Consider the following 15,685-nt stretch of genomic DNA (forward strand, 5'->3'; position numbering starts at 1 on the left):
TTTGTTCATATCTCTGCGGTTGAACGCGCAGGTATGTACTCGCTGACCGAAGGCCAGAAGCTCACTTATGATCTGGAACAGGATCGTAAATCAGGGAAAATGTCAGCCTGTAATCTGCAAGCAGCGTAAATGAAGCTTCTTCTTTCTTGTGACCACGGATGTACTGGCACGAATGAAAGAAGTCGGCTTTAGGGTCGGGCATTCGCCCGACCTTTTTTTATTTTAATTGCTTGGCAAGGGAGCCAACACGAAAGAGAGATTAAAATGGATAACCATGTAAAGAATATCGGCCTTGCCGTACCGGCCACGAATCTTAGCATATTGAAAAATTCTGTTGCTACGCAGCGCGAGATTGAAGACGCTCACAACCAGATGTCATCCCCCTCAGAGGATTGGACAAAGCTTTCTAATATACTGAGGCGGTCATGCGGAGGCTCATCCCGAAGGCGGTCTTTTCGTAGATAGCTCCAAAAGGACGCGCGCTACTGGCTAAGTTTTCGTTCTCGTCTCCAACGCTTTCAGCCTCTCCGCAAAATAGATGATTTTATTCAGATCATACATTCGGCTGGCCGCGTCTTTCTCCCCAAACCGATAACAAGCCTTGAAGATATTGCCGAGCGCGAAGGACATGCCTTTGTGCTCGATAAGGTCGTTTAGCTCGGTCGCTTGTGGAGGCAGCTCGTAATAGCTCGTGCTGCCGCCGTCGGAAGTGACGGACGAGAAAGGGCGGTCGCAATCGGGCGCTTTTGCTATGTCAGCGGCCGATCTACCGCTGCGCGCCCATTCAGCCATCTCACGATCAATTCGTGCATCTGGAACCATTAGACTTCCTCCCTCACCTTCCGCTTCGGCTCTTCAAACTCCTCAGTTACAGGGCCACCAGCAAGTAGTCCCCGGACCGACGACAGCTTATCCCGAACAAGCGGGCGAAACCGACGCGCTGCGAACGGCGGATTGTCATACCCGAACTGCGGGCAGATGCCGCGATCAACGCCTTTGAGCCGTACACCGATGTAGCTGCCCTGCGTGTAGTGCTCGAACGGGCCGATCCAGCTTACGGTATAAACTTCGCCCTCTTTGATCTCGATGAACTGTTCGAAGCCGACCTTGGCATCGATGCAGACGACTTTTTCGCCAACTTTGAAGGGGATCATGGCGCCTCCCCAATCATTTCGAGAGCTTCTGTATAGCGCACGCGATGTTCCTCATCGTCGCCATAGGCACGTAGATTGTCGCGCAGGTCTGCGATCTTCACCGGTCGCGCGATAGGATTGGAGCAGGCCCGTTTGACGTAGACGAGATAGTCTTCGTCATCGCGACGGGTGATCGCATTCAAGGCAAGAACGATGTCGTCGTCAAAGCCGAACGAATAGATATCGTTCAGCGACGTGTTCGTGTGCTCGATCATGTCATGCATAACAGCGAGGATCTGCGTTTCGCGTGTCTCCTGAGCCATCATAACGCGCAGTGGATGCAGAATGTACGGATCGCCGTTGTCGCTCTTCTGGTCCATATGCGCCGCTGCCGCTACCGCAATTGCTGTTTCAAGGTTACTCATGGGTTTTCTCCTGCGAGGATGGCGGCCGCAACGTCAGGCCCGAGGAGCTCGCCGTCGTGATCGTACCATGCCTCTCGCTCACGTGTTGCCACATCCGCGAAACGCTGACGCTCTGCGAGGATGGAGCGGGCGATGATCTCCTTCACAGAATTTGCCAGCCCGTTCATGTCGAAGCTATCAATTGCGGCGTCACGCACATCGCGCGGTGGGAGCCACAATTCCACCGCCTTCTTTGCCGTTGCTTCAATATCTTCTGGTATCGTCACGCCGCTGCCCTCCATGCCGTCAAACTCCGAAATTCCCACGGCACGCCGTGGTCGTAAGCGCGCGCAATACCAGCTCTCATTCCATTGCTTATACCAAGATCTTCGTAGATCACGCATCTCTCTGCCACGCGATACCATGCAAGGCCAGCCTCAATGCCCAGTTCTCGCTCATCAGGCCGCAAGTCGTCCAGCACTTGCGTGTGTAGCAAGTGGCTCGCAATCGGTGCTTCGCCCCGGCGCAGGCTGTCTAGAAGGCATGCGCGGGCATAAGCGGTATTGCGCACGACATCGCCGCCGTACGGGCTTTCGATGATGACGAGTGGCTTGCGGCTATCGTTGTAAGGTTTTGGCGCGCGGCTTATAACTGTCCCGCCCGCCCTGATCTGTCGTCCTTCAACCGCCGCTCGCGCGGCGCGGTCTTCTTCCGGCCATTCATCGCCCGGTCTATGCACGCCGTAAAGCTGGTGTAGCTCCATATTTCTCTCCTCGTATTTTGTGCTTTGATGGTTGGTGTTTTGGTTAATGAATTACTAATATCACATTGATTTTATTTAATGTTTGCGCCGAACTCTGTTCATCTGCCATTCAGTTCGTCCCCGATATGTTGCGGACAACAAAGGAGAGTATTTATGTTCAAGAAAGCCGTACTAGCAGCCATCGCAATGACCTTCGTTGCCGCTCCGATGGCGCAGGCCCGTGATTACCACCATGGCAAGCCCGCTCCGCATCGCTACGAGCCGCAGCGCCCACATCATGGCAAGGAGTTCTATCGCCATGATCGCCGCGACCACGGTCGTCATCAGTGGTCGAAGGGGCAGCGTTACAGCGATTGGCGTCGCCATCAGGAGATTCGCGACTACCATCGCTATGGCCTTCGTAAGCCTGGCCGTGGCCAGCATTGGGTAAAGGTCGACAACCAGTATCTTCTGATCGCCGGCGCTACCGGATTGATCGCAGGCATTCTCGCTGCACAATAGGGCAACCAAATTAGAGGCGGGCATTTGCCCGCCTTTTCTCTTTAGGCCGCCGCACGACTGGGTTGATTATCATTCGCGGCCACCGGCACACGCGCTGCGCCTTGGACCATTTCAGGCCGAAGAATGTCGCGACCTACTTCGCCAAACTCTTTGCTGTAGGTGATCCGCTTTGCCGACCGCCCAGATAGCCATCCTCCGCCCGCTGCGTATGCGTCAGGAGCGGCAAGCGTTTCGTGCTGCTCGACATACATCAGCGCGCCTTTGCGGGCATCGTCGCTGTGTCTGTGCCCGATGTGCACGTAGGCTTGAAGCGACCGCCCGAACATTTCGCGGAACATGCCAGCAATCGTCGCCTCGATATTCGCTACGCCGCGTTTGTGACCATGATGATAGGCCAGCATCGTTCGACCCCATTCGAAGGCATAGTAAAGAGAGGGCGAGTTATCGACGGTGATACGCGGCTCGTTTTCGTACATGACTGCCAGCATTTCGCGAAGCCATGCAGATGACGCCGGATCATGATTGCCTGAAGCCATCACAACATGCACGCGCTCATGCTTCTGCAAGAGCATATCGATGATGCGTCTGATTGTGCGGATTACCACCCGGATGACTTTTTGCAGACGGCTGTCAGCATCAAGAACGTGCTTGTGTGCCGGTGTGACGCTTTCCAATGCATCGTGATGCATGAGATCGCCCAACTGTGCCAGAATAGCCGTGGATGCGTCAGGTGCCTGCGCTACAGCAGCAGAGAACCAATCAAGTAGAAGTTGCTCTGCGATGCGCAGATCGTAGTCGCTGCCCGTCTCTTCGCGCCATGACATCATCCCGAAATGGTTGTCAGTGATCGTGAACTGGTTGAGCAGATCTTCGCGGCAGCCTTTCGGAGCTGGCATAATGCTGACACGCGGCAGGTCTTCCTTGAGCGCATCGACCATGGCGGCCAACGCCCCGGCTCTCGCCTTACCGTCAGCCCGCTCCATGATGTGCTGCGTGATCACCCTGCCTTCAGCGTTCACGAGCGTTGTCTTGCCCCTGACAGCGAGGCCAGCCGTAGGCTCATAGACCGGGCCAGCCTCTTTCGTCTGGCGCACGTAAGTGCCGTTCGGCATCTCAGTCAGGCTTTTGATCGCACAGCCGGGCAACGTCGGCGACGGACCCAACAGCCCAATCTCCGCGGCCCGCTTTATGCTCTCGTGAAATGCCGACTTCTTTATGCCAAGCGCAGCGGCAGCCTTAACCAGCGTGCCGTGCTCGCGGTAAGCATCAGCGCGCCGCAGGAGTTCTTCGTATGAAAGGCGCGCACCCGCGCCCTGTCTGTCATGGGACATACAGTCTCCTCATGTTCGGTTGGTAGCCGTGGTGAGCGGCTCGGATTGGTCGTCCGAAAGCGGAAAGAGAATGAGTCTCGAGGTGAGATGTAAAGTGGAAAATGGAAAAGCTGCAACACAACCTTCACGCAAGGTTCATCCCCCAGCCTCCGCTTTGTGAATATGGAACAGGTGTAGTTGTTGATGAATGAAACCCGTAGGCGTGAGCGCCGTGGTCGCCCAAAAAATCCAATCGAAAAGACCAGTATTTCCATTCGGCTTGAAGTTGAATTAGTGCACAGAATACAAGCGTCTGACCCCAATTGGCGCGAGAATATCGCCGAACTTGTAAGACGAGAATATCAGTTAGATGTTACGAAATGATCAGCACAGCCTCGCTAACCGTGGTGAGCGGCGCAATATGCAGGATGGAATATCTCGATAAATGTGGTGTTAATGGACTAAATAAAAAGAGCGGCCCGAAAGCCGCTCTCTTAAGAAACTGGTCACTTGGCCCATCGACCCTCGTACTTAAACTCGGTGGCCTTTTCGAGCTGTTCCTTGGTGGCGTTCATTTTTGCCGACCATTTCTTATCATTCTCAGAGTAGACAATCTCGATGGCATCCGGGTCAACGACCACATACTTTTCGCCTACGCCCAAGAAGCCGCCAACCGATACGATATAGCCTTCGACGTCACCGTCGCCCATCACTACATCCTGGATCTTGCCGATGCTCTCATCGTTAGCATTCGTAACGTCAAGATTTAGAATATTGCTAGTAATAACGTCGGTCGGCTTTGCAGTAACAAATGCCTCTTCTTGTGTTGCGGTAGCGTTCTGCGCATTTGCAAAAGAAACGAGTGCAGCAGTTGCAACAGCAGCTAGCAAAATACGACGCATATTATATTCTCCATTCTTATTTGGTATTTCCGAACATATAATGCGTATGCAGTATCTTTGGTTCCAATCTTTACGGAATTAAGTTCTACTTCTCACCGATTTTGGCTGCATGAGATTATCAATCCGCTCGGTGAGCCCATCAATGCGATGCGCTACGCTTTCGATGGCTCGCATGATCTGCGACGTCTGCTCCTGCATGCCTGCCTTGGTAGCGAACGTCTCTGCCGCGCGAAGCTTGTAATCGGAAAGCTCCTGCCGCGTCAGGCTGGCAAGAGCGGTTGCAGCGTCAGCTTTGGCAGCGTTGCGCGTTTCAGCTTTCGCGATCTGGCTTTCGACGTACTTCCAGAGGCCAAACAGAAAGCCCATCAGCATTACGATGAAGCCGACCACGGCCATGATTTCAGCGCCGGTCATCCGATAATCCCCCTTGCTGCTACGCCCAGCCATAGGCAGGCCAGCCACATTCGCGTCCTCACGGGCGCACCCCGCACAGCTTTTCAAGTTTCGTGTTTTCTGCGACGATCTGACGTTTCGTGCCGTCGGTCAGGCTGTCTTCAACACTCGGGCGGACGGGCCGCGCGACATCGCAATAGCTACCGGCCGTCACGCATCCACCGAGACAGAGCAGCGTCAACATCGCCGCCGCCAAGCTTGCTGGTTTCATCTTCGATCTTCCTTGCTTTATTGGCGGCTTTAAGCCGGTCAGCGGTGGCGCTTGTGGCATTGTCCGCCCTGCCTTTGAGGTAAGCACCCGCTAGAATCGCAAGGGCCGCAGCGATAGCCACGGCCCAGCCTGTGATCTTGGAACGCAGGGTTAAGAGCCAGGTCATGTCGGCACTCCCGTCAAAATAAGCGCGCGCTGCTGCCCTGTGAGCGGCAGCAGATAGCCGTCGCGGGTTGCTGTGGCATCGCAGACTGTGAGTTTGGCGTTGTCCCACTGCTGCGAGCCGTTATCGATCCGCACCGTGGCCGTTCCCGCGTCGCTGTCATATTCAATGGCAATCCTTGTAAGGCTCACGCCGCCACCCTCTTCAGTTCGAGCCTGCCGCTCTTCCAGAGCCAGAAGCCCGCGCCTGCTGCGACCAGCAGGAGCGCGACAGTTGCGAATGCCCATGGATTGGAAACTGCGCCGATAAGGCCGGTAACGAGCGTCCCGCCTGTGCCTGCGACGATCGTCTGCACCGTCTTGTCCTGCAACAGAGGCACATCATCAGGCTTGGCGTCTTCGGCAATGACAGGCTTCATTTCGCGCGCCGCCACAAGGCTGTCGAGGAAGTTGCGGTAATAGCCGGCGATCAGGCTGGCTTTGTCACTGCCGTTGACGATGGCGCGGGCGCCTTCTGGGTTAGCGTTACCGGCGCCGAAGTAGTCAGCCAGCCGCTTGCCGGTAAACTTGCCGTTGATCATCCCGTCAAACAGGATGCGGATAGCCGTCGCCATCTCCAGCGCGGAGTCGGGGTTATCGCCAAGGCCGTACTTCTTATAGTTGTCGCGCCCGGTGATCATCGCCAAGGCACGACCGCGGTATAGCCAGCCGTCGTTCGCACCGGTATTGCCCATGCGCCCGCCGTAGACCTTGTTAGCCAAGGCCTGCGGATTACGCACATAAGGCTGGGCGGCAGCAACAGAAGCGAACCGCGACGGCCAGACCTGCCTTATGCGAGCGGCACTGGTGTAGGTGAGGTTTTCCTCGATAGGCTGCATCTTGCCGCCAGTTTCGTGGAATGCTGTCGCGAGCACGTAAGCCGTCTGCTCGTCCGGCAGGCCTCGCCGCTCTGCTTCGGCCAGAATTGCCGACGTGCCGTCGACCTGCGCCTGGCTCAAGCGCCCGCCAAAAGGCGCGCGCCTCGCATACGCGAAGAACGTTGTTTTGTTCATGGGGATTCCTTGTGAAGAGTCGATGTGACGACAAAGCACCCGCTTCCAGTCGGAAACGAGTTTCAAGAACATTCAAACTTCGGATTGATAGGGATGCCGCAAGCCAGACTATCGTATTGGCGCTGTCCGGCTCACAGACTCGTGACCTAGCCAGCCTTGACTGGTTTCACTTGTAATAGAAACTGACGTCCTGCTTTTCAGTGGATTGAAGTGCAGAACTTGGAGACGTTCCCGAGCATCGCGGGCGTCTCCTTTTTTTGCAAAGAGGGGCCGCCCCGTCCTCGCACGCACACTGACCGGGGCTTTGTTCAATTTATACGTGCCAACTGAACCTTCTCCCGCAATGAGAGTTATCTTGTGAGGAGGAGAGCGAATGAGTTGGTGGTTTATCGGAACGATAATGGTCGCGCTGCTTGCCCTGATCGGCTTCATGGTCTGGATAGAGAAGAATCGCGAATGACTATCTTCAATCTCACAATCTCAGATCATATGATTGTATTGGGCGGCGTAATTGCCGCTTTAGCCGTTGCGTGCTTTTTGCTATGGCGACTTCCTCGCTGAGGGAGATGAAAAAGCCGCCTCCATGGATGGCCTTCACACAAAACTAAGGCGTCTTTGATAGGCGCGGGGATGGTGAAAACTGGTTTTTTCTTTGCTCTGCCGGCAAAAAACTGTTTGATTGCCATCAACTACTTTACGGGGAATGCATATGCTTAACCGAATGCGTAGACGTGCACTCAGACTGATTTCCAGAACGAGACCCAAAACCTTTCCGACGAGAGAGAGCATCTACTCTATCGTTGATAGTGGAAGTGGTATTCTGGAGATTGGGCCATTTTATAGTCCCACCGCGATGGGACCGAATGTTAAATATTTTGACGTTATGGATCAATCATCTCTGCGGGAAAGAGCTAAAGTTCACGGTGCGCCAATCGATAAAATACCAAATATCGACTTTGTTTCTCCATCCGGTGACCTTTCGATAATTGAAGAGAATTTCTCCAAAATACTTAGCTCTCATTGCATCGAACATCAGCCTGATTTGATACGTCACCTCAACCAAGTTTCGAAAATCCTTAATGAAGACGGCATCTACTATCTGATCATTCCTGACAAGCGATATTGTTTCGATTATGCGATACCGCATTCTACGCTTGAAGAAGTTATCTTCGCTCAAGGGGACACGCGTCACCCATTGTTAAAGGTAATCGAGCATCGAGCGCAAACGACGCACAACGATGCCTCCCGACATTGGAACGGTGACCATTTCAATGATGATTGGAAACGGTCGCAGACTCACCGCGCAAAGGCGGCTATCGCAGAATACGAAGCCGCCGCCGGGGGTTATGTAGATGTCCATAGGTGGCAATTTACACCTGACGTGTTTCAAAACATTATTATGGCGTTATTTGAAAGACGACTTATAAATTTAACTGTTCGTGAGATAAATCAAACACCCGTCGGCCGGTTCGAATTTACGTGCTTGCTTGCCAAATCATAAGAACAGACGATAGTGCTTCGAGGCAAGCTCCGATTACTGGTGATATTGATCTTACAAATTAGTTGCCCCCCAGCAATTCCGCCGCCCTTTCCTCACCAAACAAATCCGTCGCCATCTGAACGAGCAGCGGCCAAAGCTCATGATCGGAGCGGAACGTGTTTGCGGTCAGAAAGATTTGACGGGTGCGGAACGGTTGAGTGGCCATAGCCGCATTTACCTGTTCGGCCTCGACATCAGTCATGCGTTCCCAGAGAGTAACAGCAGGGATGATCGCGACGGGATCGACAGCTGGCGGTGAATATTCGACCACTTGCCCATTTTCCCAACGGCGCAGCCCCTGCCATGATAGAAACTCCTGATGCTGCTCGACTGATATCTCAACCGCTTCGGCAGGAATTTTGCAGTTAGGATTGTCCTGATAGCCGACAATTTCAACGACGGGATTGGGATTTTCCTCAGTCGGGTCCGGCACTGCACTATAGACCGGAAGCTTACGGAACCCGTGAATTCTTTCATCATAAAATGCAGCCGGGAAACCCTCATTATCAAATATACCATAAATCATAAGGCTAATTTCCCCTTGTTTGAAAGCCAATTCTTATGGTGCCTGTAGCGGCACCATTTGCCGCAATTTGCATTGTGGAGTTGGTAAAATTGACGACAACCGGCTGTGCGGCACGTTGAGAAGCCGACGCCCAATCACCGTTTGTAAGAAGTGCCCCATGAAATTGCGCCGTTGGGAAAGCTGTCGGGAGTGTAATGGTTGCTGCCAAGGAAGCGCTCAATGTTAAGACGGCAGAACCGAACTGCGTGATTAGGCCGTCCGGATCTCTAGTCCAACCATTTTGACCGACCAATCCTCCGCATATCTCCTGCCACGCTCCCCAAACGCCATTGGTCAAGTTGCGCGAGAACACACGTGATCCGTCTCTTTGCCAATATATTTGGCGACCATAGGTCGTAACGTTCATCATGACTTGCAAGAAGCCCGCTCCAGCGCCCGGATTATTTGCTGCCGATGCGTTCAGGACGTAAAATCCGGTCAATACTGCAAGATTGGCGTCGGTTAGCGGCGGTGCATACTCCTGTAAACGCCCCGGCAGCTGCGCGTTAGGTATTGTTCCCAATGTGCCATAAACGCCCGCCGCCGTTGTATCGTCAAGAATGGTGCGAGCGAACGGAGATAGTGGGGTGACGTCCATACCATTGACGCCCGTAAAATACGGCATGGTATCTGCCGCACCCGGAAGCGCATCCATACTGCCAGCGCCGGTAAAGTACGGTAGCGTCTTGGTCGCGCCATTGACACCCGACAAGGCTTGCAGGTTGCCATTTCCGAGCAACTCAATCAACGTCGTCGTCTGCGCAGTGACGCGAGCACCATCCGGCATGAAGCGCATACGATAAGCAAACGTTCCCGAAGGCCCCGGCCACGGTTCGGTGAACGTTCCCGCGGTGTTCGAGGCAATGCGCGGGTCAGAAGCCGATGAGGCCGCGATGATCGCCGTGTATCCCTTCAGTTGAACGGTATCGCCCTCTCGGAACTGTGCCGTTCTCCAAAGGGTGTTTGTGCCCGTAAAACTCACTGAATTTTGGGTAACAGTGATCGTTCCCGACACGTAGTCGGACAAAACAGCCATAGATTTTTCTCCTGAGATCAGCTCGGCGTTATGCCGAAAATGTAGTACCGGACACCCTGAATGCGGGCACCGTAGTCAAGGCGCGTCCAACTGCCAGCCTGACTGAATGCATCAGACCAACCGCTATCTGGCGAGCAAAAGAAATCGACATAGGTGTCATTCACTTCGGCCAGCATGGATATGTTGGAAACATCGACCCCGCGCTCCGCTCGATAGATCGGCGTCGTCACACAGTTCGGAAACACGGTTGAGTATTTCAGGTAAGGCACGAAACCGGCGTTGTTGAAGTTCAGCCGATAGGTTCTTGCGCCTTTATCTATCGAGGTCGGAGGTTGCGTTGCTCCAAAGCTGGATATCGGAATAAAGCCCTGAGCGATGATCTGGAATTGCGGATACCGACTGTCAAACAGGATATCATTCGGACGGCTGGCAGGGTCACTTGTGCCGGGTTTCTTGATCTGAACGAAGTCCCGCGTTCCATCATTGCCACGGAAGATGACCTGATTGCCGCCCGTCGATGTCGGCTGATCATCCACGTTAAAAACGACATATCGCAAGTCAACAGCGTCTTTCTCCGAATTGTAGAACGTGATGCTGTTGTTGGACACGGTGTAGGATAACCGCCAAAGTCCCGCCGCTGTGGTGTCCGTCAGAAGCCCAGGTACGCGCCACGTCTGCCCGGAGACACGGAACATCACGTCAACAACCGCCCTTTGCGAGAGGATGACGCCAGCAGGTGCTGCTATCGTTCTAGATTCATTGGCGGGGATATTGTTCTCGGTTCCGTTCATGACGCACAAAGCCGGGGAGCGGTTGTTCGTACTCATGATCGTGCCGAACTCATTCGTCGTATTCACGTCATAGCCGGGTCTGGAAAGCACAAACCGACTGGAACTTGCTTCCAGCGACAGTAGGCCCGTTGTCGTCGTGTAAGTCCGCATAGCCGACGCATCGGCAGGCAGGTCCCATACACTCGGATAAATGGCGTTGGGGTTTCTGTTGTCGGTGTAGATCAGCTGGTTTTTCCAGACGAACCATTCTCCAAGCCCGACAAAGCCTTGGTCAGTCGTGGAGATTATGCCGTTGTAGACCGTCGGGAATGTGGTTGATCCACTCGTCGTTCCAACCATTTTTCCCATCACGGTATAGAACTGCTGCGCCGTCACCACGTTATGATTGGTCGAGCCAACCAAGGCGTAATAGCTGAGGAAAGACCCGCACTCAATTCGGTTGGTCAGCAGATCAACCTGCCTGAACTCCGACATCGGAACATAGCCCATGCTCGGATAGGCGTTCGTTATTCGGTAATACGTTGTGACATTGTAGAAACCTGTAGCCGTTCCCGTCCGTCCAGAAATGACCACGTTGCCCCGATCATTTGTGATGTTGAAGGTTGCCGGGAGCGCAGATAGTTCTGCCGAGCGATAGAAAAACGGGTTCGTCGGAAAGACATAGGACAGGTTCTGTGTCTCCGAATTGAAGAAGAACCTGTCAAATGCCGTGTTCGCCAGCGCCAACGGATCGTCAGTGTCGTATTTCAGGCATTTTAGAACCGGGCCAACGCCCGGTTTGTAGCCGATGAACGTCTGGGTCATGTGAAAATCCTGAGATCTGCCAGCGAGCCGCTGCCGCGAATAATCAGCTTGCCGTTATTGGACTGAAGCTGATCGAATTTCAGCGTCCCCAGCCTCATGTTTTGGGCATAGACTTCTCCATTTTGCACAACGAACGGATAGGTGAAGCTTCCATCATCGTTTGGATCGGCAATGGCAAACTGATTGGCAAGGACAACAAACTGACTACCTGTCGGTGTGATATTCACAAACCATCCGGCCTGCCGCCACGTGCTCCCGGTATTTAGCCTGCCGTACGCGGCAATCTTTACCGATCCGCTTGTCCCGGCTGTAGCTGTCATGCGCCATGTGGCGTTTGCGCTAACATCATTGACCGACGCATTCACATCTGTGAGTGCGTTTGATACCGCCGTTATCTCGCCGTCGACATTGTCCACGCGGCTTTGAAGCAGACTGACAGTGCTCGCATCGGCCTTTTCGCCAAGGCTCACATTGATCTGTATTAACTGTTGACCGATGGCGCTGTTCGGCCCGGTAGCTGTCAGAATATCTTCCTGCCACTGAGCTTGCGCAGTTCCGAAGGTGCTGGTCAGTTCACGGCGAATGGCTTGGCGGTCAGCGTAATTGCTGTTGTGGTTGTCCGACGTCGTTGTCGCCAGTTCCTGCGCCTGTCGCTTCAACTCGCGCATATCATCGGTCATGTAGTTGATGAGGCCACGCACATCTTCGTCAAGGCGCTCGTAATCAACTGGGATATCATCGCCTGCCGCCTTAAGTGTCGTGAACGGCGTTGCTGTCGACCAAGCCACCGACCGACCATTGTCCACGCGCAACCGTGTCCGGACAAACCAGTCAGTCAGCGAGGTCAAGCCTTCGACAATAGGAACATTGATCACGTCCCACGTCACGAACTTGGTAAACACCTGCGACGGATCATTCGCTGGCCAATATTCGATATCGACGCCGACTACCGAGATATCATCAATTGGATCCCAGATCAGTCGCACACCGGGCAATTCGCCTTGCCCATCTGCAACGACAACAATTGGAATGGCGAAGAAGTTCTGCACTTCAGCCAGGTATTGCGGCGGCGGCACGACGATGATGTTCGGCGGGTTGGTCTCATATGCGGTCGGGTCGAAAACACCATTGCTGATCTGCTGCAACGACAGTGAAATGTCTCTGGCGCCATCGGTATTGATGCCGCCAAGCTGGCGCGTCAGAACCTGAAATGTGCGGTCCCCATACTTCTTGCTGTTCCAGCGAACCCACCGGCCTTCCTTGATCGTGTCGAGGAACTTCGGATGAACGACGATTTCCGCTGATGCCTGATAACGAGCGCCACGAATGGCGATATCGGCAAGTCGGTCCACCTGCCGAACATCCGTAACAGCGGAATAAGGAATGGCGCTGGCAAGCGTTTCCCTATCCTCGGCCAATGCCCCGGCGTCAATCCGGGTTGCCGCATCCTTCGTCTCATAGAAATCATCCGGCGAGATATAGGACGCCGCGACTGTATTGATCAGTTCCGTACGCTTGCGCTTGACGCTGAAGCGCAACGCCGCACCACGCTTGATATCGTCATCGGTAATGGTTGCAACGATAGCTTGTGGAGGGCCAGCAATGGGAAACTCGCCGTCAACACGTTCAACCCATGAGCCGCACATGGCTTCTAGGATCGGCGTCAGGTTTGCATCGTGGTTCGCGCCGGGGCCGTCCTTGGCAATAGCATGGGCGCGATAGCGCTTCGAACCATCGACCATGAATTCATCGCAGATATTGGCAGCTTGGGTGTAATCACCGAGCGGCAAGCGGCTTGCGCGGACGGCCTTGCCGACCATTCGCTGAGTACCATTGAAGAAACCGCGCTCCAGATTGTAAATCTCGACAACCGGATTGTCGGAATATTCCCATGTGCTCTGGTCTTCCCAGCGATGCGCACCGGAACCGCCCACAGTGCTGTCTTTGCGCCAGTCATAAAGCGGCGCGCCGACGACTTCGAACAGAAGCTTTGCTGGCGAGGTAAGGCCATCGCCATCCTTGCGCAGTTCGGAGAACACGATTGCATAGGCAACGCCTGCGCCGCGATGGTTCGCAGTCCAGCGCCCGGAAGGACGGGCATTGTTGATCAGCGTCGGCTCGGCCTGCTGATCCATCGTGCCGTAATAGAACTTGACCCGGACGTTATCATGATCGTCGCCGCTCGTGCCTTCATTCGGCACAAGCCAGTAACCGTCCGCGTCTTGGACTGACAGGACGCGCCATTCACCGTTGTAGCGAACACGCGGCACAGAGGTGATGCGGAAACTCGACAGAACGAACACGTCCTGAATGAGCCGCCCGCCACTGCCGTAGCTGTTGCGATAAATATGATGGCCTTCGGTCGCACAGGTGCCGAGAATGACCGAACGCGGGATATTCGAGCCGTATTGAGTTTCCAGTTCGGAAGCACGGCTTTGCGACTTGGGCGGGAAAAGCGCGTTGAGAGCAAACCTTGCCGCAATGCCGAATGCAGTCTGCGCAATACCCGCAAGGATCGGGCTTGCAGCTGCCCATGCGGCCACGCTCGATACAATGCCGCCGATAGCGGTAAATATTGGTGCGAGAAATGGCATGCAAAAGCCTCATGCAGGCGCAACAAAATAGGCCCGCTGTCAACGGACCTTCAAAGGCGCGAATTATCGTATGTTTTAGATGCCGACCTTGTAGGCCTGCACGATATCGGTCACCGGGTAGAATGCGAGGCCGTTAGGCTGTTTGACCGCGAACCCGGTGCCGCTGATGAAACCGGCGACGTATTCGTCATTGATTATCATCACGCCGACATCACCCCGACGGGCAGAGAGCCGGTTGACGGGTTCAAGCTTGAGGTAGTTCTCAAAAACGTCCTTGACGTTCTCGCAGCCATTGGCGCGCATCTTGCGAGCGGCCCCGGCCTCGGTTTTATATTTGCCCCGGAACTCGGCGAGAGGGTTTTCACCGATAACCGCTTCAATCGCATCTGCCGCCGTCATCAGGCAGTCCGAGACGCCCCATTCTGGAGTGATGGATACGTGAGCCGTCGCAATATCTTCCAGCGCCCGATCCCAGCTCGGGACCCTAGCCGAATTTGATTTTGAAGAATTCATTCTTGATCCTCGCTGCATACTCAAAAAGCATGTCGCCTAACGAAACAAGCTGCTGATCCTCGTGCGAGGCATAACGATAGCCTTCGCGGAAATTGTCGACTGCACCGGTCTCGATATTGCCTTCCAGCCACACATTGTCGCCTTCCTCGCGGTGGTCGATAGTATCGACATAGCCGTACCAAGTCGGCTCGGCGTGAAGGAAAGCGTTCGAGTCTGGATCGAAATAGAAGTCGTAGAACGTGACAGGACGGTTCTTGTAGTCTTCCTGCTCAATAAGCTTCAGCTTGTCGGGTGTAAGCCCGAAATCAGCAGCGGCAGGCAACCGCATAGTCACGGGCTGGGCAGCCGTACCGAGCGCATACATGGGCTCGTCGATGTCGACCAGTGTGTTGCCGTTGTACGTGAGGCCGCCGTAAGGGACGCTTCCCTTGCCAGAAAAAAAGCCATAAGTGCCGGTGCCGAATTCAACTTTGACGGCAGAGGCAATCTTGCCCCTGCCCTCGTCGAGCAATTGCTGTAGACGTGCTGGGAAAGCCATGAGGCCTCCTGATTTGGTGGGATACTCGACTTCCGATTGCGACTCGGCTTTGATGCTCGCGTTAACAATGGGAGGCTTGAAATGAAGCAGATACGACTACAAGCAACTGATTCAATTCCGGAAATGGGGATGGACCTCGTCGGCGGCTACGGTTATGAAAAAGATCAAAATGGCGCCGATTTGTTGTGTGGGCATTGTGATGCCGTCATATTCCCCGCGCACTCCTTAGATGACAAAGGCATGCGTTTACAGATGCAGGGAGTCACCTGCCCCTCATGCGGGGGTAGCAACACCTTCGACACGCAGGCTCTTAAGGGAGAATGATCCCTCGATAGTCAATTTGATGGAGGGCTGCTCATCAACGTCGAAAATGAGTTCGTGCAGCCCTGCTTCAATTCTCGTGATGCGGCGCA

At 54.3% G+C, this 15,685-nt stretch carries 21 protein-coding genes; 4 read left to right on the forward strand and 17 right to left on the reverse strand.

What is annotated here, in order from left to right:
* Positions 1-129, forward strand: a 129-nt coding sequence (locus tag FHW00_RS18305; protein ID WP_182514680.1) for a cold shock domain-containing protein, incomplete at its 5' end; no start/stop codon positions are given.
* A gap of 360 nt (positions 130-489) precedes the next feature.
* Here the strand turns inward: FHW00_RS18305 and FHW00_RS18310 are convergent.
* Genes FHW00_RS18310 through FHW00_RS18330 form a run of 5 tightly spaced genes read right to left on the reverse strand, consistent with a single transcriptional unit; the run spans position 490 to position 2,300 of the window.
* Positions 490-822, reverse strand: coding sequence for a hypothetical protein (locus tag FHW00_RS18310; RefSeq protein WP_078339712.1), 333 nt, complete (start codon positions 820-822; stop codon positions 490-492).
* Positions 822-1,154, reverse strand: a complete 333-nt coding sequence (locus FHW00_RS18315) for a hypothetical protein (RefSeq protein WP_078339713.1) — start codon at positions 1,152-1,154, stop codon at positions 822-824. Before FHW00_RS18315 ends, FHW00_RS18310 begins: the two co-directional genes overlap by 1 nt.
* A complete protein-coding gene (locus FHW00_RS18320; protein WP_078339714.1) occupies positions 1,151-1,558 on the reverse strand; it encodes a GTP pyrophosphokinase in 408 nt (135 codons plus the stop codon). Before FHW00_RS18320 ends, FHW00_RS18315 begins: the two co-directional genes overlap by 4 nt.
* A complete protein-coding gene (locus FHW00_RS18325; protein ID WP_139364392.1) occupies positions 1,555-1,824 on the reverse strand; it encodes a hypothetical protein in 270 nt (89 codons plus the stop codon). Before FHW00_RS18325 ends, FHW00_RS18320 begins: the two co-directional genes overlap by 4 nt.
* A complete protein-coding gene (locus tag FHW00_RS18330; protein ID WP_210189482.1) occupies positions 1,821-2,300 on the reverse strand; it encodes a DUF7768 domain-containing protein in 480 nt (159 codons plus the stop codon). The genes FHW00_RS18325 and FHW00_RS18330 overlap by 4 nt, the downstream gene beginning before the upstream one ends.
* Before the next feature lie 153 nt (positions 2,301-2,453).
* Between FHW00_RS18330 and FHW00_RS18335 the strand changes: the two genes are divergently transcribed.
* A complete protein-coding gene (locus FHW00_RS18335; RefSeq protein WP_078339716.1) occupies positions 2,454-2,801 on the forward strand; it encodes an RcnB family protein in 348 nt (115 codons plus the stop codon).
* 41 nt (positions 2,802-2,842) lie between these two features.
* Here the strand turns inward: FHW00_RS18335 and FHW00_RS18340 are convergent, their stop codons facing one another.
* From FHW00_RS18340 to FHW00_RS18365, 6 genes are all read right to left on the reverse strand, one after another.
* Complete coding sequence (locus FHW00_RS18340) at positions 2,843-4,132, reverse strand: oxidoreductase (protein WP_078339717.1); 1,290 nt, start codon at positions 4,130-4,132, stop codon at positions 2,843-2,845.
* Between the two features lie 485 nt (positions 4,133-4,617).
* Positions 4,618-5,013 (reverse strand): PRC-barrel domain-containing protein, encoded by a 396-nt coding sequence (locus FHW00_RS18345; protein WP_078339718.1) that lies wholly within the window; start codon positions 5,011-5,013, stop codon positions 4,618-4,620.
* Positions 5,014-5,091: 78 nt separating this feature from the next.
* Positions 5,092-5,427: a hypothetical protein gene (locus FHW00_RS18350; protein ID WP_078339719.1), complete on the reverse strand. Its 336-nt coding sequence runs from the start codon at positions 5,425-5,427 to the stop codon at positions 5,092-5,094.
* 179 nt (positions 5,428-5,606) lie between these two features.
* Positions 5,607-5,843 carry a hypothetical protein gene (locus FHW00_RS18355; protein WP_078339720.1) on the reverse strand — a complete coding sequence of 79 codons (237 nt, stop codon included), beginning with the start codon at positions 5,841-5,843 and terminating at the stop codon, positions 5,607-5,609.
* Positions 5,840-6,031, reverse strand: coding sequence for a hypothetical protein (locus FHW00_RS18360; RefSeq protein WP_078339721.1), 192 nt, complete (start codon positions 6,029-6,031; stop codon positions 5,840-5,842). Before FHW00_RS18360 ends, FHW00_RS18355 begins: the two co-directional genes overlap by 4 nt.
* Positions 6,028-6,891, reverse strand: coding sequence for a chitinase (locus tag FHW00_RS18365; RefSeq protein ID WP_078339722.1), 864 nt, complete (start codon positions 6,889-6,891; stop codon positions 6,028-6,030). Before FHW00_RS18365 ends, FHW00_RS18360 begins: the two co-directional genes overlap by 4 nt.
* A gap of 709 nt (positions 6,892-7,600) precedes the next feature.
* On the opposite strand from FHW00_RS18365, the gene FHW00_RS18370 reads away from it, so the two are divergent.
* Entirely contained in the window at positions 7,601-8,392 is a 792-nt protein-coding gene (locus FHW00_RS18370) for a hypothetical protein (protein WP_445557953.1), read from the forward strand.
* A gap of 58 nt (positions 8,393-8,450) precedes the next feature.
* Here the strand turns inward: FHW00_RS18370 and FHW00_RS24595 are convergent, their stop codons facing one another.
* The 6 genes from FHW00_RS24595 to FHW00_RS18400 all read right to left on the reverse strand — a co-directional run bounded on the left by FHW00_RS24595 (position 8,451) and on the right by FHW00_RS18400 (position 15,272).
* Positions 8,451-8,957 (reverse strand): hypothetical protein, encoded by a 507-nt coding sequence (locus FHW00_RS24595; protein ID WP_445557954.1) that lies wholly within the window; start codon positions 8,955-8,957, stop codon positions 8,451-8,453.
* Positions 8,958-8,961: 4 nt separating this feature from the next.
* Complete coding sequence (locus FHW00_RS18380; protein WP_078339723.1) at positions 8,962-10,032, reverse strand: pyocin knob domain-containing protein; 1,071 nt, start codon at positions 10,030-10,032, stop codon at positions 8,962-8,964.
* 17 nt (positions 10,033-10,049) lie between these two features.
* Positions 10,050-11,627: a hypothetical protein gene (locus FHW00_RS18385; protein WP_078339724.1), complete on the reverse strand. Its 1,578-nt coding sequence runs from the start codon at positions 11,625-11,627 to the stop codon at positions 10,050-10,052.
* On the reverse strand, positions 11,624-14,221 hold the full coding sequence (locus FHW00_RS18390; RefSeq protein WP_078339725.1) for a phage tail tip fiber protein: 2,598 nt from the start codon (positions 14,219-14,221) through the stop codon (positions 11,624-11,626). The genes FHW00_RS18385 and FHW00_RS18390 overlap by 4 nt, the downstream gene beginning before the upstream one ends.
* A gap of 75 nt (positions 14,222-14,296) precedes the next feature.
* On the reverse strand, positions 14,297-14,734 hold the full coding sequence (locus tag FHW00_RS18395; RefSeq protein ID WP_078339726.1) for a DUF6950 family protein: 438 nt from the start codon (positions 14,732-14,734) through the stop codon (positions 14,297-14,299).
* Positions 14,706-15,272: a hypothetical protein gene (locus tag FHW00_RS18400; protein ID WP_078339727.1), complete on the reverse strand. Its 567-nt coding sequence runs from the start codon at positions 15,270-15,272 to the stop codon at positions 14,706-14,708. The genes FHW00_RS18395 and FHW00_RS18400 overlap by 29 nt, the downstream gene beginning before the upstream one ends.
* An 81-nt stretch (positions 15,273-15,353) precedes the next feature.
* Here FHW00_RS18400 and FHW00_RS18405 point away from each other — a divergent pair, with 81 nt between their 5' ends.
* The gene (locus FHW00_RS18405) at positions 15,354-15,596 is read left to right on the forward strand and encodes a hypothetical protein (protein ID WP_139364393.1); all 243 of its coding nucleotides are present in this window, start codon (positions 15,354-15,356) and stop codon (positions 15,594-15,596) included.
* Positions 15,597-15,685: the final 89 nt, after the last annotated feature.

It is taken from the genome of Ochrobactrum sp. P6BSIII (assembly GCF_014138065.1).
Lineage (GTDB): Bacteria > Pseudomonadota > Alphaproteobacteria > Rhizobiales > Rhizobiaceae > Brucella.